The organism is Methylobacterium terrae, from assembly GCF_003173755.1.
Lineage (GTDB): Bacteria > Pseudomonadota > Alphaproteobacteria > Rhizobiales > Beijerinckiaceae > Methylobacterium > Methylobacterium terrae.
Genome location: NZ_CP029553.1, coordinates 5,375,307 through 5,392,310, shown reverse-complemented (window position 1 = coordinate 5,392,310; position 17,004 = coordinate 5,375,307). Strand labels below are relative to the sequence as shown.

Below are 17,004 nucleotides of genomic sequence, written 5' to 3'. Positions count from 1 at the left end.
CTCAGCGGCGGATCTCGAGGACCAGGATGTCGGCGACCAGTCCGGCGCGCAGCGCCTGGTGGTCGATCTCGATGCGGTCGGTGGCGAAGCGCACCGGCACGTCGAACAGGAAGCCGGCGGTGACGACGGCCCCGGGGCCGGGCGCGGCCTTGAGGGTGACGAGGCCGGTGGCGGGATCGAGCGCGAAGGCGGAAGGCCCGAGCGCCACGCCGCCGACCGCGACCGTGACCGAGTCGGCGACCGGCTTGGTGATCGGGCGGGCATAGGGCGCGAAGGCGCCGCCGTAGGTCTTCGTCAGCGGAAAGACCCGGGTGGTCCCGTCGCCGGTGCCGAGGCGCTGGTCGGTGGGGGCGATCGCCCGGCCCGGTGCGGCCGAGCCGTGGTCGAAGGTGTCGCGCCAGCGAAAGCCGTAGAGCGGCCCGCGGCGCTCCTCGAAGAAGGCGAGGAGCACGGCGACGTCCTCGGCCGAGCGCAAGGCCGGCCCGGCATCGTAGCGGCGGCGGGAGTGGCGCCAGAGGCTGTTGCGCTCCTCGTCGCCGGAACCCAGCGTGACGATCTCGGTGCGCCGCTCGGGCCCGCCGCGCGAGCCGTAGGACAGCGCGAGGGGAAAGCGGACCTCGTGGAAGGGGCTCGGCATGGCTCACGGGCTCCTGGTTCTGACGAGCCCGGTTCTCACAGGCCTCTCAGGCCGCGCTGCACCGCCCGGGCGAGGGCGGCGCTGACCTGCGCCTCCGAGCGGTGGAAGCTCGGGGCGTCCGCGGTGGCGATCGACACCGAGACCTGGACGGTCGGGGCGGCGGCTTGCGGGGCGACGCCGTGCGTCGCCGGCAGGATGCGACCGGGCTGGAGCGGCACGAAGGTCTCGCGCCCGCTCTCGCCGACCGTGTAGGCGACGCCCGGGGTGACGGGGCCGCCGGCGGCGCGGCCGGTCGGGTTCTGGGTCAGGCCGAGCGACCCGAGGGCGTCGCCGACCAGGTCGCTGCCGGGGCTGCCGCGGCCGAACAGGCCGTCGAAGGCCCGATCGAGGCCCCGGCTCGCCAGGGTGGTGGCGAGCCGCGCGACGACCGTGGTCAGGCGCTCGCCGTGCAGGATCGCGCCCTTGAAGCTGTCGGCGAGCGCCGAGCCGAGCTCCCGGGAGGCGGAGTGGGCGGCGCGTTGCGCGGCCTCCGCCCGCTCCACCTGCGCGGTCGCCGCGCCGTAGGCCTCCGCCACCCGGTCGACCTCCTCGCGCAGGGCCGGCGTCACCGCGAGGTCGGCCTTCTTGGCCGCCTCCAGCAGGCGGAAGGCCGCTTCGGCCTTCGCGGCGGCGCCCTCCTCCTGGCCGACGGCATCGGCCTCGACCTTCAGGAGGCCGGTGCGCCGGGTGAGGCGCGCGACCTCGTCGCGAAACGCGTCGTCCTCCGGCTCCGCGGCCCTGGCGGGCCTCGCCGGCGACCGGACGGTCGCCCGCGCGGGCTCGGCGGCGGGTGCGGCCGGCGCGGCCGGCGCGAGGCTGCCGCGGGGCGCGGCGTCGCTGATCGCGAAGGCGTCGGCGATGCGGGCGCGGATGGCCGCGCCCCCTTGAGCGCTCTCTTGGGCGGCGGCCTTCACCCGCCGGCCGAGATCGGCGACGAGGTCGGCGGCGGCGGGGATCTTGTCGGCGATGCCCCCGACCGCGCCCGCCACCGCCTCGAACCCCGCCACGGCCTCCCGGGAGGCGGATCCCGCCTCGCCGAGGCGGGTCGCCAGGCTCCCGACCGCATCGTCGATCCGCCGCAAGGAGGCGCCGTCGCCGGCGGGCACGGTGGTCGCCTGCTCCATCGCCCGCTGGAGCCGCCCCAGGGCCTCCGGCGCGGAGATGCGGGCGAGCTCGTCGCGCACCTCGGCACCGGCCCGCGCCATCGCGGCCGCGATGCGCCCGGCCCCGGCCTCGACCGCGCGCTCGGCCTCGGTCATCGCCCGCTCGGCGAGCGGGCCGGCCCGGGCGAGCTCGCGCTCGTAGGCCTCGACGTTGGCCTCCAGGGAGACCACCAGGCGCTCGATCTCGGTCGTCATGCGGGGGATCCGTCATCCGGGAGGCCCGGGAGGCCTTGCAGCCAGGCCCAGAGCGCGTCCTCCTCCTGCGGCGTGGGGGCGTCGGCGGCGTCGGGGTCGCGGGCGCGGTTGAAGCCGTCGATGTAGGCGGCGAGCTGCCACAGGCTCATCGCCCGCAGGTCGGCGGCGGGCAGGCCCATGGCGGCGGCGGCGCCGTAGAACGCCGCGAAGGCGATCCGCCCCTCGGGGCCGGCGGCGTCGGCCGGGCGGCCGACCCGCTCGTCCTCGGTGCCCTCCAGCGCCGCCGCCAGGACCAGGGCGGCCTTGGCGATCAGCGGGATGCAGGGCAGCCCGTCGAGGCGCCGGGCGAGGGCGTGGGCCTGCGGCACCGGGGTGCCGCCGCCGATCAGGCCGAGGCGCAGCACGTCGCGCACGTCCCGGAACCGATAAAGCCTGCCGGCATGAAAGCGGTGCAGCAGGTCGGCCGGCCCTGAGCCCGTCGCTTCCTGCAGCGCCTCCAGGTCGCCGATGGCGAGGCGGAAGCGATGGGTGGTGTCCTCGAGGGCGAGGTCGATATGGCCGTCGCGGCTCATGACCGGCTCACGCCGCCGCCGTGAAGGGCACCGCCCCGGTCGATTGCAGCGCCACCGAGACGGTGCAGCGCTCGCCTCGCACCGCACCGACCTCGAAGCTCGTGAGGTGGAACAATCCCTCCCAGGCGCCGCCCCCGTCGGCTCCCGTGCCGCCCACCTCGACCCGGGCACGGACCGGGACGTCGGATTCGTAGGCGGCGCGCCAGCGGGCGATGCTCTGGCGCGCCATCACGCCCTTGCCTGACACCGTCACGGATTTCGACACCGCGAACCGGTCGACGAAGGGCGCGGCGTCCTCGTTCGCACAGTCCGGCACGACCGAGCTGTTGGTCTCCTTGGTGAATTGCGCCGCGCGCTCGGTGAGGCCGCAGGGCGCCTCGAAGGTCCCGGCCTTGGTCAGGCTCTCGAGCTTCACGGCGATGGCCGAGAACGGCAGGGTGGTGGGCTGGGCCATGGGTTCGCTCCGGACAGAGGGAGGTCAGACGGTTTCGGCGGCGACCGCGCCGAAGCGGGCGACGCCGTGCCAGGAGCCGGGCCCGAGGGGTTCCGGCAGCACCAGGCTGCGCTCGTGCGACAGCCACAGCAGCTCGCCGCGGGCGAGCGCCAGGTCGGCCTCGTCGAGGGCGCCTGCCACGGCGGCGAGCAGCTCCTGCACCGGCCTCAAGTCCCGGGCGTCGCGCAGGAAGGCGTGGATCGTCAGGCGACAGGCGCAGCCGCGCCAGCCTTGCGCCTCGTAGGGGCTGACCTCCGGCGGATCGACGCGCAGGAACGGCCATTCCTCGCGGGCGCTCACCGCCTCGCGCACCCGGATGCCGACGAGGGCGCGCAAGGTCGGGTCGGCGAGGAGGCGGGCGCGCACCGCCCGCAGGAGGTGGGGCGACAGGTCGGTTCCAGCCATCACCCCCTCCCCGGCAGGCGGGCGATGACGGGCCCGATCACCGGCCGGGCCGCCCGCGTCGCGGTGCCGAATTCCCGCCCGGTCAGGCCCGGCGCCTCGACCGTGACGGCGCCGCCGCCGGGCGTTTCTGCGACCTCGGCGCGCCCGTCCGGGGTCGCCTGCGCGATCTCGGCGGCGAGGAGGCTCGCCGCCGCCCGCGCCCGGGCCCGCGCGGCGTCGCCGCCGGCCCGGGCGAGCCGCGCGAGCCGGGCCTGGAGCGGGCCGGTCTCGACTTTCTGGATCACAACGGTCTCCCCTGGATGAGGGCGTGGCTGCCGGCGGGGTCGGTCTCCACCGCGACGATGCGGTGGCGGATCCCCGCCAGGGTGATCTCGTCGTCGGGGTTCGGGGGGAGGCTCGGCGTCAGCACGGTCATCCGCACGAGGCGGCCCGGCAGTCCGGGCTCCTCGGTCGCTTCCCGGACGCCGTCGCGCCGGGCCCGGACGGGCGTGTCCGAAGCGATGCCGTCCGGGCCGATCCGGTGCAGGACCGCCTCGTCGAACAGGGGAGCGAGGACGCCGCCGAGATGGCGGCCGAGTCCGTCGAGGAGGCCCATCACACCACCGCCACGCCGAAGGCGTTGCGGCGCATCACCTCGTGGAAGCGGCGCCCGTAGGAGGTCAGCCCGAGCGTGCCGGGCAGCGCCTCGGCGGGTCCGTCGCGGCGCTCGAGGTGGAGCGTGCCGCTGCGAAAGCCCTTGAGGTCGAGGGCGCCCGCCCGGGCGAGCTCGGCCTCGGGGCCCCCTTGCCCGTCGAGGGTCAGGGTATGGGCGGCGTGGAGCATCCGTCCGAGGGTCGCGTCCGCGTCGGGCCAGGCGACGCCGATCCGGGGGGCGGCCTCCGCGAGCGCACCCGCGACCGCGGCGTCGGGGACGGACGCGAAGGCCGGGAAGCGGGCCCGGAAGGCGGCGGGCGTGGGATCCGCCATCTCACGCCTCCCCGCCGAAGGGCGGCCGCTCGCGGCCGCGGCGGCGCTCGGGCCGCGGATCCTGCTGCCGCGGCGGATCCCCGCCGGGCTCCGCCGCCTCGATCCGCACCTCCCCCGCCGCCTCCCAGGCGGCGAGGCAGGGATCGGGCCGGTCGGGCAGCGCGATCACCGCGCTCTCGCCCGGCACCAGGAGCCGGGGCGCCCGCGCGCCCTTGGGCCAGACCAGCCGGGGGCCGGCAGCGTGGTTCGTCACCCGCATCATCGCGTCCCTCCCTAGATGCCGTCGAGGTAGCGGCAGGCGGCGGGGCGGCGGATGTCGAGGCCGCCGAGCCGGAAGGCACCCGGCACCTCGAAGCGCCACGGGCCGGTCTGCCAGGCCGGGAAGAACCGGAACGGCATCGGCAGCCACAGCTTCAGCACCGAGGGATCGCGGCGATAGGCGACGAGGCGGGCGGTGCCGCCGGTGCCGGCGGTCTCGAGCGCCCGCACGCCGTAGACCGTCAGCTCCTGGCCGGTCTCCAGGGTGTAGACGTTGTGGCGCCGGATCCAGTCGAGCAGGGTGAGCGGGCTGATCCCGTCGAGGCGGCGCAGGCCGATGCCGAGCATCTGCTCGTAGGGGAGCAGCAGGGTGTCGGCCATCTCGACGGTGTTCGAGCCGGTGAAGATGCCGATCAGCTGGCCGTTGACGTCGGCGAGGATCTGCTCGGGCGTCTTCTGGGCCCAGGCGGTGCTGCCGTTCGTGCCGGTCGCCGCGGCGCTGCCGACCGTCACGCCCGGGTGGTTGAGGAGGCCCGAGAAGCCCTTCGCGGGGTCGCCCATGAGCGCGACCTGGTCGATGAACTCCTCCGACGCCAGCCGCGCCGCGTCGGCCTTGTCGGCGTCGAGGGTCATGCCGAGGAGCTGGGCCTTGCCGAGCTCCTCCAGGTCGTAGCCGTAGCCGATCCCCGCCATCGCGACGGCGGTCTCGTGCTGGCGGCGCGTGAGCTCGACCTTCGGCACGTCGGCGGCGCCGCCGTGGACCCAGGTCGCCTGCCCGACCCGGTCGACCGAGAAGTAGGTCACGGTCGGCACCCATTCGGGCGCCGCGGTGTCGACCGGCACGAGGCGCGGGTAGCGGATCGCCGGGTACTGGGCGCGGTAGACGGTGGGCTCGATGAAGGCCTGCTGGCTGACCAGGAAGGCGAGCGCCCGGGGCGCGTCGGTGACGAGGGTGCGGGTCATGCGGGCCTCTCTCAGTTCAGGCGCAGGCGGACGAGGCCGCCGGCGGGGGCGGAGGTGTCGAACAGGGCGTTCGGAATCGGGGCGTTGCCGGAGGCGGTGGCCGTGACCGCGCCGGCGGGCGTGACGTAGGCGGGACCGCCCGCGCTCGCGGCCGAGGCGGTGACGACCCAGACGGCGCCGCGCACCATCACGGGGGCGGTCTCGCCCTTGGCGTGGAGGTCGGATCCGCTCGCGTTCGGCCGGGCGTTGCGGTCGGCGAGCACGATGCCGCGGAACACCGCGCCCGCGGCGGCGATGCCCTCGTCGCGGGCGCCCTGGAAGGCGGCCCGGCCGAAACCGATCCCCTCCGGGGTCTCGACGGTGCGACTGAGGATGGTCGCCGGGTTCTGGTCGGCGGCCATGCCCTCGTAGGCGGCGGCCGGGCGACCGGGATAGCTGGTCTGGACGGGGGGCATCAGCGGGCTCCGGTGGGTTTCCAGGCGGTGCGGAGGGTCTCGACCATGGCGGCGTGGGCCGCCTCGGGCGTCGGGGCGTCGGCGCGCTGGCGCAGGGCGTCGCGCAGCGGGTCAGGGGCGTGGCGGGTGGCGGGAGGCGGGCCGGCGGCGACGACCCGGAAGGCGCCCTCGATCGCTGCGGGGCTCATGGCGGCGGCTTCCGCCTCGCCGAGCGCCCGGGCGACGGCGGCCCGCCGGATCGCCTCGGGCGTCAGGCCGGCCGGGTCGAAGGCGTCGCCGAGGATCCGGCGGGCGTCAGCGACCAGGGCGCCGCGCTCGGCCGCGAGCGCGTCGAGGGCGGCGGCGTCCGGCACCCGGGCGCGGAGCGCCGCCACCTCGCCGTCGCGCTCGGCCAGCACCGCCTCGGCGGTCTCCGCCCGCCGTTCCGCCTCGGCGAGGCGCCGCGCCAGGTCGGCATCGCCGATCCGGCACTCCGGCCCGGCGCGCCCCTGCGCCACGATGGCGACGTGGTCGACGATCACCTTCGTCTGGCGGGCGTCGTAGGGGCTGCCGTCCGGGGCGGTGCCGGGCGTCCAGTCGAGGTCGCAGGTGTATCCAACCGAGACCTCGCGCCGCCCGCCCTGCACGGCCGCGATGGCCGCGGAATCGGCGAGCAGCATCGGGATGCGGACGAACTCGCCGTCGCGCGCCACCTCGTCGCCGACATGGCCCCGCGCCACCCCGCGCCAGGTCCGCGGCGTCACCGCCTCGGAGGGATGATCGAGGGTGACCGGCTTGTGGCCGAAGCTGCGCAAGCTCTCGGGCCGGAAGATCTCGTCCGGGTCGCGGTAGATCCGTACCTCCGCGAGGTCCGGCCGGGCGACCTCGTCGCCGCGATAGACCTGCACGTTGCCGGCCCGCGCCGCGCGGGCCTGCACCACCAGGGCGCCGTTGCCGAGCGGGCGCGCGCCCGCGATCTCGGCCGCGGGGCCGAGGCTGAGCCTGTCGAAGAGGTGCATGGGGTGTGGTCTCGGGTTGGGAGGGGGTGGTCTCGCTCCCGCTCGGGCTTGTCAGGTCACAGGCCGGGATGCGCCGCCTCCACCGGTCGCATCGGTGGGTGCGGATGGCACAATTGAAGTGCTGCAAAGATCAGGCGCGGGCCCCTCTCCCGTGTGGGAGAGGGGTAGGGGTGAGGGTGACACGCTTCAGTGTGAAGCACTGAACGTGGTGCTGGTAGCGGGGCGGTCAGAGCATGACTCAGGACCGTAGCACCCTCACCCCCAGCCCCTCTCCCACACGGGAGAGGGGGGGACCTGCGCCGTGTCCGGCGATGTGAACGTGACTGTCTCGACCCGCTCGGGAGTGGGTTGGGAACGCGGCTTCAGCCCGCCGGCCGGCCGAAGGCCGCGGCGATGCCGGGGAAGAGGTCGGCGGCGGAGAGCCAGCCCTCGACGCCGCGGGCGAGCACGCCCGCCGGGACCACGCCCTCGCGGGCGAGCATCGCGGCGGCCTCCGCCTTGAGGCGGCCGACCTCCGCCTTCTCGCGCTCGCTCGCCTGGGCGAGCGGCCGCCAGGCGTAGCGCAGGGAGGGGTCGGAGCGGCCGAGCGCGTCGCGGATGAGCAGACGGTCGAGGCGGGCGATCGCCGGGGTGAGCTCGACGGTCTGACGGGCCGCGACGTGGTCGTGGTAGTTGCGGGTGTCGGATTCGCCGGTGGCGTTGAGGCCGGCGGGCGACTGGCCGAGAAGGCGCGTGACCGGGATGTCGGCGGCGCCCGCCGCGACCTGGAGGAAGAGCCGGGCCACCTCCGGCAGGCCGGAGAAATCGAGCTGCTTCTGCTGGTAGCGCTCGCCCTCCGGCGAGCGGCCGTCGCCTTCCAGCAGCAGCATCCCGAACAGGCCCTTCATCCGGGCCGCATAGGCGAAGCGCTCGGTGAGGTGGCGGGTGCCGTCCTCGGTCGAGAGGTGCTGCGACAGGCCCGGCACCGAGATTACGTCCTGCTTGGCCTCGGGCAGCATCGCGGCGATGTGGGCGGCGGCCGCCGTCGCCTGGTCGATCGCCTCGAGGAGGGCCTGGAGCACGCTGTCGCCCCAGCCGTCGCCCACCGCGTCGTCCGGCAGGGCCGCGCCGAGGAGACGCACCACCCGGGAGGGATGGACCGCCTGCCCGCCCGCGATCGTGTAGCTCCGGGGTTCGCCGAACCAGGGCGAGAGCGGGTCGCGCTCGAGGCCGCCGGCCTGGATCCGGCCGCGGGGGAGGACGTGGAGGTAGCGCAACTCCCCCTGCCCGAGCGTCTCGGGATCGAGCGGCCGGGCCGGATCGGGCGCGCCGTCGCCGATCAGGAGGGCGGCGCCGCCGTGCAGGCGGGCGAGCCGCAAGCCCCGCAGCAGGCGGTCGCGCAGGGCCAGGCGCTCCTCGCTCGCCGCGAGCGCCGCCGCGACCTCGGGCGGCGCCTGCCAGGCGCGCCACTCGCGCAGCATGTCGAACGGCACGATGTCGACGACCTTGCGGGCGAGCCAGTTGTCCCGGTAGGCGGCGTCGAGCTCTGCAGGCGCGCGGGGCACGTGGACGTGCAGGTTGCCGGTGCTCTTGTCCCGCGGGCCGCCGAGGCCGGAGACGAGGTTGGCGAGGCGGTCGGCGAGCCACATCACAGGACTCCGAGCAGGCCGTATCCAGGCCGGGCGAGCGCCGAGAAGGCGCGCGAGAGGGCGTCGACCTGGTCGAGGAAGGCGCCGTTGGGGAATGCGCAGAGCTCGTCGAGGAAGGCCCCGTTCCAGGGGCCGGCGACGAGGTGCAGGTTGCCGGCCTCGGCCTGGGCCGAGACCGGGGCGGCGCGGGTCGCCTTGTCCCCGCTCTCCGGTGACGCCCGGACGTCGTAGCCGGCGAGGCGCGAGACGAGGTACTGCGCCTGCGCCTTGCCGGCCTGGCCGGGATCCTGCGGCAGCGAGATCCGGCAGGACGGCCCGTCCTCCGCGGCGGTCGCCAGGATCAGCCGCTCGACGCCGCCGGCCGAGAGCCGGTCGCGGCGGACATCCACGACGTAGAGCCGCCCGTCGGGGCCGCGCGCGAGCTTGACGCCGACGGTGTAGTCCGGCTGGCGCCCGGGCCTCGGCACGCTCGCCGCGAGGTCCCAGGCCCGCACATGGATGCATCCGGCGGGCAGAGCCCGCACGAGGGTGAACCAGCCGCGCTTGAACAACCCGCCGTCCCGGGGCGCCGGCCGCTGCTGGTACTGGCCGGCCGCCGCGTACTCGCCCATCGCGGCCTTGTCGCGCTCCACCGCCGCGCGGGGGAAGCGAGCGGGAAACAGCAGCTCGCCCGCCTCCCGGCGCGGATCTGAGAAGCCGATCCGGGTGGCGCAGGCGCGCTCCGGCTCGAACTCCATCGGCAGCATCAGGTGCTCGTAGCCGAGATTCTTCGCCAGGATCACGCCCGACAGGTCGCGCTCGTGCAGCCGCTGCATGACGACCACGATGGCCGAGCGCACGGGGTCGTTGAGGCGGGTCGGCACCGCCTCCAGGAACCACCGCGCGATCCCCTCGCGCACCCGCTCGGAATTGGCGCCCTCGACCGAGATCGGGTCGTCGAGGATCACCCGGTCGCCGCGTGAGCCGGTGATCGAGCCGGCCGAGACCGCCTCGCGCAGGCCGGACGCCGTGGTCTCGAACCGGCCCTTGCGGTTCTGGTCGCGGGTGAGCCGCACGCGCTCGCCCCACAGGGCCCGGTACCAGGGCGAGGTGATCAGGCGCCGGGTGCGCAGGTTGTCGCGAAGCGCCAGCCGCTCGGTGTGCGAGACCGCGACGGTCCGCAAGGACGGGCGGTTTCTCGGACCCCATTCCCAGGCCGGCCAGAACACGCCGGCGAGCAGGCTCTTCATCGTGCCGGGCGGCACGTTGATCAGGAGCCGGGTGATCTCGCCGGCGGTGACGGCCTCCAGATGGGCGCTGACCGCATCGATGTGCCAGCCGTGGACGTAAGGGGCGCCCGGCTCGATCACCGGCCAGGCCCGGCGCACGAAGCCCGCCAGGCTCTCCTCGCTATCCAGCCGGTCGAGGGCCCGCAGCAGGGCCGGCGGGTCGGCCAGCCAGGCGCTCGGCGATGGCCCGGAGCTGGGCCCGCTGGCCCTCGTCGAGGAGGCGGAAGGCGGCCTCGGGGTCCGGGAAGGCGGTCTCGTCACGCTGCTTGCCCTCTCCCTGGCGGTCGATGTCCCAGGCCTGGCGCTCGAGCGCGATCCACAGCCGCGCCGCGCTGGCGAGGTCGCGCAGGACCGCGACGCGCTTCTGCAGGATGGCCGCGCGGGCGAGCCCGCCCTCCTCGGTGCCGTCCTCGGATCCGGGATCTTCCGCGGAGGCTGCCTGGAGATCGTCGAGCAGCCGAAGGGTGAGGGCCGCGCCCTGTGCCACGACGATGCGGTGGCCGCCGCGCACGTCGGCGGCAGGAGCGTCGGGGGCGTCCCCCGCCCATCCCTCCGCCCGTGCCCGGCGCCGCAGGGTCGCCGGGCTGATGCCGAACCTGCGCGCGATGGCGGGCCCGGCCCCCGGCTCGGCCCGGTAGGCCGCCGCGATGCCCGCCCAGTCGATGACTCGCCGTGCCGAGTGCTTCTTGGCCATGTCGCCTCTTGGGGATGTCGCCTCTTGGGGATGTCGCCGAAGCGCGGCGCGGCCCGGAAGGCACCGGCAATCGCGGCCGGCGGGGACGAGCCGCCCTTCGCCTCGGTGATGCCGTGGGCCGGGTCCAGGGACACATCCCCGCATTGCGGGGCAGTCGAGCGGCCACTTCCTCGAAGAGCAGGCCGCAGACCTGGATAACCTGGGATCCTTGTACCCGCCCCGCCGATGTTCGTCAAATGTTCTTTTCGACGGGGCGCGATTTTCTCAGGCGGTCAGTCCCGTGCGATCTTGTCCTCGTCGAGCAGGGCCGGGGTCTCACGCCCGAACAGCGACAGGGCGACCCGGTAGCGCCGGCGGCCCGGCTCGATCCCCTCGACCGTGCCGCGCAGGGCCGCGAGCGGCCCGTCGACGACTCGCACGCCGTCCCCGAGGGCGAACAGGACCGCCCTCACGGCCTCCTCGCCCCCGCCCTCTTCGCCGTCATGCCCGGCGATCGCGTCGGCGAAGCCCTGGAGCACGGACGCCGCGACGACGACCGCGCGGCCGTCGCGGAACAGGATCCGGTCGATGCCGGGATGCGCTTCGACCCGCGCGAGGTCGCCGTCGTCGCGCAGGCCCACGAAGAGCGTGCGGTGCAGGAGCGGCACCCGGGCGGTGCGGCGCCGGCCGGTCGCGGAGGTCAGCTCGACCTCCTCCCGCGGGTCGAAGGCGGCGATGCCCGCGGCCTCGAGGTCGCGGGCGGCCCGGGCGGCCCAGCGCGCCCTGGTCTCGGCGACCATCCAGACCCGGTCGGCCGCCAGCACGACCCGGGCGGGCCGCAGCCGCCGGCGGCGGCGGCGGCGGATCTCGGCGGCGCGGCCGGCGTCGGGCGGGCGGTCATGAGCAAGGGCCTCGCGGCGGCGGCGGGCGATGCGGCGCTTCTTGCCCGTCACGCCGCCCTCCCCGTCCGGGACTCGGCGGCGGTCAGGCCCCGCCGGGGCGGTCCGGCGGCGAACCTGGCGCCGGCGGGTCGATCCGCGCGCGCGCGGCCTTCCGCGTCAGCGCCTCGGTCGCGCGCACGATCCGCGCGCGCACCATCAGGAACAGGCCGACCCCCGCCGCGAGGGTCCAGAGCACGATCAGGGCAACCTTCATCCGCCTCTCCTGCACCGGGGCGGCGCGCCGCGCGAGCGCCTTCGTCCGCGGCGCGGCGGCTCTGCCGCCCCACCCCGCCCCGTTGCGGCGATTCGCCGCCCGGCGGCCGCGGCGCCGCTCGCCCCGGATCGCCCCGTTCCGCCCCGGCGTTGCCCGGGCGGATCGCCTCGCCGTCGGGCGGTTCGCGGCGAGCCGCGAGGAAACGGTGGACCATAGGAAGAACTCCCGCAGCGAGGGATACGGCGCAAGGCGGCCCGGGGTGTAGGATGCCTCGGGGACAGGACGGGGCGGGGCACGCGCGAACAACGATGCTTGCCGACGCCCTGATACGCCGCTTGCGATCACAGTAGCTACATGATGTAATGATTTTGCTCAATACCTCAAGTGTCGGGGAAGTTCGCTGAGGTGATCCAGTCGGGAGAGAACCGGGTCCGGGCCGCGCAAGGGGAGCGGCTGCGGCAGGCGCGCATCGCCGCCGGCTACCGCTCGGCGCGGGACGCCGCCCTGCAGAATGCCTGGCCGGAGAGCACCTACCGGGCGCACGAGGCCGGCACCCGGACGATCGGCCAGGACGATGCCGAGCGCTACGCCGCGCGTTTCCGCCGCGACGGCGTCGAGGTCACCGCCAAGGGGCTGCTGTTCGGCGACGACGACGCGCCCGAGCCGCCCGCCGAGGGCGGCCAGAGCGTGGGAGTGGTCGTGGGAGTGAAGGGATTGATCAGCGCCGGCGGCTTGATCGACACCGGGGACGAGCAATTGGGGCCCGGGGGCGACCTCTACCGCATCACGGTGCCGTTCGGGGTCCCGCCCGGCACCATCGCGTTCCGGGTCGCCGGGCTGTCGATGTACCCGAAATACGAGCCCGACGATGTGGTGCTCTGCGCCGAGGCCGGTGAGAGCCCGGACCGCCTCCTCGACCTCTACGCCGCGGTCGCCACGGCGGAGGGGCACCGCTTCCTGAAGAAGATCCTGCGCGGCTCGCAGCGGGGCGCCTACCACCTCGAGAGCCACAACGCCCCGCTGATGCCCGACCGTCGCCTGGTCTGGGCCTCGGGCATCATCAGCACCGTGCACGCGCAGCACTGGAGCCGGTTCTGCGCCCGCTCGACCCCGGGCGGGTAGGAACGGGGATCGCTGCCTGTTGCAGCGATCCGGGACCGGATCAGTCCGCCTGCGCGACCCGGGTCGAGCGGCGCTGGGCGGTCCAGCGGCCCGAGCACAGCGACGACACGCTCCAGGTGCCGGAGCCGGCATTGGCCTGGAGCCGGCCGGAGGCGGCGCCGCTCGCCGAGCCGTGGCGGACGGTCAGCCCGACATTGCCGTCCTGGCCGATGCGCCCGCTCACCATCGCGCCGCCCTCGCCCGCCGAGGCCACCCGCACGTCGCCGTCGTTGATCGCCAGCGAGACGGTGTAGCGGCTGTCGCACAGGCCCGAATCGGTGACGAGCTGCACCGCCCAGGTCCCGTTGTAGCTCCGCCCCTCCGCCGCCGCCGGCTGCAGGCTGGCCGGCAGGGCGGCGCACAGGACGAGAGCGGCGACGGACGACTTGAGCATGAGACCCCCGGGAGTTCCGATCAGGCGGATTCTTGAGCTTGGAGCGCGACACGCTGCGGCATGAAGCCTTGCGGGTGCGCCCTCGACGTGAAGCGATATGGATGGGGGATCCTTAACGCTGGCAGAACGGCAGCAATATGGCGGATCGATCGCGCCTCTTGACCGGATCGACTGAGATCGGGCGCGATCCAATGCTTGCGTACTGCTCAGCTGCCGGCTCACCTACTTGGCCATACTGCTTGCTTGGCCATACTGCTTGGCCGTTCGACGCGTCCGGCTTGGAGTCAGGCCGGAAGCATCGCCGCCAGGCGGCGGCGCAGGGCCTCGTCCGGCAGCGTGCCGGTGCCGGCGCGCAGGTTCGCCGCCATGTGGCTGGGATCGGCGGTGCCGGGGATCGCGCAGGTCACCGCCGGGTGGGAGACCACGTATTTGAGCAGGATCTCGGCCCAGGAGCCGCAGCCGAGCTCCGCCGCCTCGTCCGGCAGCGGCTTCGCCCCGAGGCGGCGCAGCAGCCCGCCGCCGCCGAAGGGCCGGTTGACCAGCACCGCCACGCCGCGATCCGCCGCGATCCGCCGCGAGCGGCAGCAGGCGCGCCTCCGCCGCCCGGTCGTCGAGGGCGTAGTTGATCTGCAGGAAGTCCAGCCGCTCGGCCTTCAGCACCGCCTCGACCGCGTCGTAGGCGCTCTCGGTGTAGTGCGAGACGCCGAGGTAGCGGATGCGCCCCTCCTCCTTCCAGGCCCGCAGGGCCGGCAGGTGGGTGCGCCAGTCGAGCAGGTTGTGGATCTGCATCAGGTCGAGGCGCTCGGCGCGCAGGAGCTGGAGCGAGCGGCGCATCTGCGCGATTCCCGCCTCGCGCCCGCTGGTCCAGACCTTGGTGGCGAGGAAGGTCTTCTCGCGGGCGCCGGCCCCCGCCACCAGATCGCCGGTGACCCCCTCGGCCCGGCCGTACATCGGCGAGGAATCGATCACCGTTCCGCCCTGCGCGAGCAGCGTCGCCACCACCTCGCGCAACGGCGCCCGCTCGGCGGGCTTCTCGCCGACGTCGAAGCCGCGCCAGGTGCCGAGCCCGATCACCGGCAGGGTCTCGCCGCTCGCCGGGATCGGCCGCCGGTGGAGGGCCGCGCCCTGCGGCGTTCCTTGCTGCGTTCCTTGCGGCGTTCCTTGCGCCGCTCCGCCGCCGAGAGCCGCCGCGGCCGCCAGCGCGCCGCCGAGGAAACCCTGCCGGGTCAGTCCGTGCTCCACGCTCATCGCGCCTCTCCCCTGTCCGCGCCGCGCCTGTCGCGAAACGCCCGGGGGCACTCCCCGGTGCCCTTGGCGAAGAAGCGCGAGAAGTAGGCCGGATCGGAGAAGCCGAGGCCGTAGGCGATCTCGGCGATGCCGAGATCGGAGTAGAGCAGGCTGCGCTTGGCCTCGATCAGGCGGCGCTCGCGAATGATCCGGCCCGGGCTCAGGCCCGTCACCGCCCGGCAGGCGGCCCGCAGGCGCGCCTCGGTCACCCCGAGGTCGTCGGCATAGGCCGAGAGCGGGCGCTCGCGGCGGTGCTGCACCTCGACGAGGTCGCGGAAGCGCGCGGCGAGGAGCGCCTGCGGGCCCGGCGGGGTCGCCGGCGCCTTCGTCGCCGCGAGCCGCCTCAGGCCCGCGACCAGGAGCAGCATCAGGTGCGCCTCGATCGCGCCGCGCCGGCCCGGCGCCGCCCAGGCGACTTCCCGGGCGAGCTCGGCCAGGGCCTCCTCGACCGGGTCCGGTTCCGTGAGCGCCAGTGCCGCGGGGCCGGCGAACAGGGCCGCCAGCTCCGGCTCGCGTCCGCACAGGTCGCGCAGGTAGCGCGCCGAGAGGGTCAGCACCGCCCCGACCGTGCCGTCGGCGAAGCGGAAGCCGTGGGCGGTGCCGGCCGGGACCACCAGCAGGCACGGCGCCGCGAAGGCCAGGCGCTCGGCCTCGGCCCGCATCTCGCCCGCCCCTTCGGCGATGAGCAGCACCTGGTGCAGGCCGGAATGCACGTGCGGGCGGATGGTCCAGCGGTTCGGCCGGCTGCGATCGTCCAAGGCCTCGAGGTGCAGGAAGCGGTCGTCGGCGTCCCGCGGCGCCTCGCCGTAGAGGAAGAAATGCGGCACCGCAGGGAGTTGGGACGGATCGAGGCGCATCGCGGGCGGGCCTTCGCGGGGCGGACGGGACGGATGGAAAATCCAACTTTTCCCGCGCCCCGTCCATCGTCAAGGGAGCCTGCATCGGCCACCTTCTCCGGCATGGGCAGCCACCGCCGAGACGGTGGCGCCACCGTCAAGGAAACACCCGAGGAAACGCCCCATGCGCACACAGGTCGCCATCATCGGCGCCGGCCCGGCCGGCCTGTTCCTCGCCCACCTGCTGGCCCGGGCCGGGATCAACGCGGTGGTGCTGGAGCGCCGCACCCGCGACTACGTCGAGGGCCGGGTGCGGGCCGGCGTGCTCGAGCAGGGCACCGTCGCGTTGATGGAAGAACTCGGCCTCGACGCCCGCCTCAAGGCCGAGGGGCTCGTCCATACCGGCACCAACCTCGCCTATGACGGCGAGATCTTCCGCATCGACATGGCGGCGCTCACCGGCGGCGCCGCCGTCACGGTCTACGGCCAGCAGGAGGTGATGCGCGACCTGTTCGACGCCGCCGAGCCCCGCGGCGTGCAGATCGTGTTCGAGGCCGAGGACCTGCGGCTCGACGGCCTCGCCGGGAACAGCCCGAGCGTCGCCTTCACCAAGGACGGGGTGGCGCAGACCCTCGCCTGCGAGTTCGTGGCGGCCTGCGACGGCTTCCACGGCGTCGGGCGGGCCTCGATCCCGGCCGACGTGCTCAAGGTCTACGAGCGGGTCTACCCCTTCGGCTGGCTCGGCATCCTGGCCGAGGTGCCGCCGGTCAACCACGAGCTGATCTACGCCAACCACGCCAACGGCTTCGCGCTCGCCAGCATGCGCTCGCCGACCCGCAGCCGCTACTACGTCCAGGTCGGCCTCGAGGAGCGGATCGAGGACTGGTCGGACGAGCGGTTCTGGGACGAGGTCGAGACGCGCCTCGGCCCGCAGGCCTCCGCGGGCCTCGTGCGAGGCCCCTCCTTCGAGAAGAGCATCGCGCCCCTGCGCAGCTTCGTCGCCGAGCCGATGCGCTACGGCCGCCTGTTCCTCGCGGGCGACGCCGCCCACATCGTCCCGCCGACGGGGGCGAAGGGCATGAACCTCGCCGTCTCCGACGTCGCGATGCTCGCCGAGGCCCTGACCCTGCACTACGCCGATCGCGACCCGTCGGGCCTCGACGGCTACTCGGCCCGGGCGCTCGCCCGGGTGTGGAAGGCCGAGCGGTTCAGCTGGTGGTTCACCGGCCTCACCCACCGCTTCCCCGACATGGACGCCTTCGCCCGCCGGATGCAGGTGGCGGAACTGGCCTACATCCGCGGGTCGCACGCGGCGCAGACGGTGATCGCGGAGAACTACGTCGGGTTGCCGATGGGGCCGGGTGCGCAACGGTGAGGGGGTGAACGACGGCCCCGAGTGGAAGAGCGATGCTCAGGGGTCGACGCGCCAGGGCCGGTTTCTGCCGGAACGTCCCCGCA

Annotated in this window: 21 protein-coding genes and 1 pseudogene; 2 read left to right on the top strand and 20 right to left on the bottom strand. The window is 74.9% G+C overall.

Annotated elements, in window-relative coordinates; translation table 11 throughout:
* Position 1: 1 nt before the first annotated feature.
* The 17 genes from DK419_RS24910 to DK419_RS28845 form a co-directional block, all read right to left on the bottom strand.
* Complete coding sequence (locus DK419_RS24910) at positions 2-637, bottom strand: DUF2460 domain-containing protein (RefSeq protein WP_109961466.1); 636 nt, start codon at positions 635-637, stop codon at positions 2-4.
* 35 nt (positions 638-672) lie between these two features.
* Positions 673-2,034 (bottom strand): hypothetical protein, encoded by a 1,362-nt coding sequence (locus DK419_RS24905; protein ID WP_245442704.1) that lies wholly within the window; start codon positions 2,032-2,034, stop codon positions 673-675.
* Positions 2,031-2,606: a gene transfer agent family protein gene (locus DK419_RS24900; RefSeq protein WP_109961465.1), complete on the bottom strand. Its 576-nt coding sequence runs from the start codon at positions 2,604-2,606 to the stop codon at positions 2,031-2,033. The genes DK419_RS24905 and DK419_RS24900 overlap by 4 nt, the downstream gene beginning before the upstream one ends.
* A 7-nt stretch (positions 2,607-2,613) precedes the next feature.
* The gene (locus DK419_RS24895) at positions 2,614-3,060 is read right to left on the bottom strand and encodes a phage tail tube protein (RefSeq protein WP_109961464.1); all 447 of its coding nucleotides are present in this window, start codon (positions 3,058-3,060) and stop codon (positions 2,614-2,616) included.
* A 24-nt stretch (positions 3,061-3,084) separates the two neighbouring features.
* Positions 3,085-3,504 carry a DUF3168 domain-containing protein gene (locus tag DK419_RS24890; protein ID WP_109961463.1) on the bottom strand — a complete coding sequence of 140 codons (420 nt, stop codon included), beginning with the start codon at positions 3,502-3,504 and terminating at the stop codon, positions 3,085-3,087.
* Positions 3,504-3,788 carry a hypothetical protein gene (locus tag DK419_RS24885; protein ID WP_245442702.1) on the bottom strand — a complete coding sequence of 95 codons (285 nt, stop codon included), beginning with the start codon at positions 3,786-3,788 and terminating at the stop codon, positions 3,504-3,506. The genes DK419_RS24890 and DK419_RS24885 overlap by 1 nt, the downstream gene beginning before the upstream one ends.
* Positions 3,785-4,099: a hypothetical protein gene (locus DK419_RS24880; RefSeq protein ID WP_109961462.1), complete on the bottom strand. Its 315-nt coding sequence runs from the start codon at positions 4,097-4,099 to the stop codon at positions 3,785-3,787. The genes DK419_RS24885 and DK419_RS24880 overlap by 4 nt, the downstream gene beginning before the upstream one ends.
* Complete coding sequence (locus DK419_RS24875; protein ID WP_109961461.1) at positions 4,099-4,470, bottom strand: DUF4054 domain-containing protein; 372 nt, start codon at positions 4,468-4,470, stop codon at positions 4,099-4,101. The genes DK419_RS24880 and DK419_RS24875 overlap by 1 nt, the downstream gene beginning before the upstream one ends.
* A gap of 1 nt (position 4,471) precedes the next feature.
* On the bottom strand, positions 4,472-4,732 hold the full coding sequence (locus DK419_RS24870; protein ID WP_109961460.1) for a hypothetical protein: 261 nt from the start codon (positions 4,730-4,732) through the stop codon (positions 4,472-4,474).
* Between the two features lie 11 nt (positions 4,733-4,743).
* Positions 4,744-5,691, bottom strand: coding sequence for a DUF2184 domain-containing protein (locus DK419_RS24865; RefSeq protein ID WP_109961459.1), 948 nt, complete (start codon positions 5,689-5,691; stop codon positions 4,744-4,746).
* An 11-nt stretch (positions 5,692-5,702) separates the two neighbouring features.
* Entirely contained in the window at positions 5,703-6,146 is a 444-nt protein-coding gene (locus DK419_RS24860; RefSeq protein WP_109961458.1) for a structural cement protein Gp24, read from the bottom strand.
* The gene (locus DK419_RS24855) at positions 6,146-7,144 is read right to left on the bottom strand and encodes a DUF2213 domain-containing protein (RefSeq protein ID WP_109961457.1); all 999 of its coding nucleotides are present in this window, start codon (positions 7,142-7,144) and stop codon (positions 6,146-6,148) included. The genes DK419_RS24860 and DK419_RS24855 overlap by 1 nt, the downstream gene beginning before the upstream one ends.
* Positions 7,145-7,506: 362 nt before the next feature.
* A complete protein-coding gene (locus tag DK419_RS24850) occupies positions 7,507-8,772 on the bottom strand; it encodes a DUF1073 domain-containing protein (protein ID WP_109961456.1) in 1,266 nt (421 codons plus the stop codon).
* Entirely contained in the window at positions 8,772-10,139 is a 1,368-nt protein-coding gene (gene terL, locus DK419_RS24845; protein ID WP_109961455.1) for a phage terminase large subunit, read from the bottom strand. The genes DK419_RS24850 and terL overlap by 1 nt, the downstream gene beginning before the upstream one ends.
* Positions 10,140-10,161: 22 nt before the next feature.
* Positions 10,162-10,734 carry a hypothetical protein gene (locus DK419_RS24840; protein ID WP_109961454.1) on the bottom strand — a complete coding sequence of 191 codons (573 nt, stop codon included), beginning with the start codon at positions 10,732-10,734 and terminating at the stop codon, positions 10,162-10,164.
* 272 nt (positions 10,735-11,006) lie between these two features.
* A complete protein-coding gene (gene nusG / locus DK419_RS24835) occupies positions 11,007-11,666 on the bottom strand; it encodes a transcription termination/antitermination protein NusG (RefSeq protein WP_109961453.1) in 660 nt (219 codons plus the stop codon).
* 31 nt (positions 11,667-11,697) lie between these two features.
* Positions 11,698-11,868, bottom strand: a complete 171-nt coding sequence (locus DK419_RS28845) for a hypothetical protein (RefSeq protein WP_162561089.1) — start codon at positions 11,866-11,868, stop codon at positions 11,698-11,700.
* 405 nt (positions 11,869-12,273) lie between these two features.
* Between DK419_RS28845 and DK419_RS24830 the strand changes: the two genes are divergently transcribed.
* The gene (locus DK419_RS24830) at positions 12,274-12,990 is read left to right on the top strand and encodes a LexA family transcriptional regulator (RefSeq protein ID WP_245442700.1); all 717 of its coding nucleotides are present in this window, start codon (positions 12,274-12,276) and stop codon (positions 12,988-12,990) included.
* 40 nt (positions 12,991-13,030) lie between these two features.
* On the opposite strand, the gene DK419_RS24825 is transcribed toward DK419_RS24830, so the two are convergent.
* From DK419_RS24825 to DK419_RS24815, 3 genes and pseudogenes are all read right to left on the bottom strand, one after another.
* Positions 13,031-13,423: a hypothetical protein gene (locus DK419_RS24825; protein ID WP_109961452.1), complete on the bottom strand. Its 393-nt coding sequence runs from the start codon at positions 13,421-13,423 to the stop codon at positions 13,031-13,033.
* 284 nt (positions 13,424-13,707) lie between these two features.
* A pseudogene (locus DK419_RS29645) lies at positions 13,708-14,671 on the bottom strand (aldo/keto reductase).
* Positions 14,668-15,567 carry a helix-turn-helix domain-containing protein gene (locus tag DK419_RS24815; protein ID WP_109961451.1) on the bottom strand — a complete coding sequence of 300 codons (900 nt, stop codon included), beginning with the start codon at positions 15,565-15,567 and terminating at the stop codon, positions 14,668-14,670. The pseudogene DK419_RS29645 and the gene DK419_RS24815 overlap by 4 nt, the downstream one beginning before the upstream one ends.
* A gap of 163 nt (positions 15,568-15,730) precedes the next feature.
* On the opposite strand from DK419_RS24815, the gene pobA reads away from it, so the two are divergent.
* Positions 15,731-16,921, top strand: a complete 1,191-nt coding sequence (gene pobA, locus DK419_RS24810; protein WP_109961450.1) for a 4-hydroxybenzoate 3-monooxygenase — start codon at positions 15,731-15,733, stop codon at positions 16,919-16,921.
* Positions 16,922-17,004: the final 83 nt, after the last annotated feature.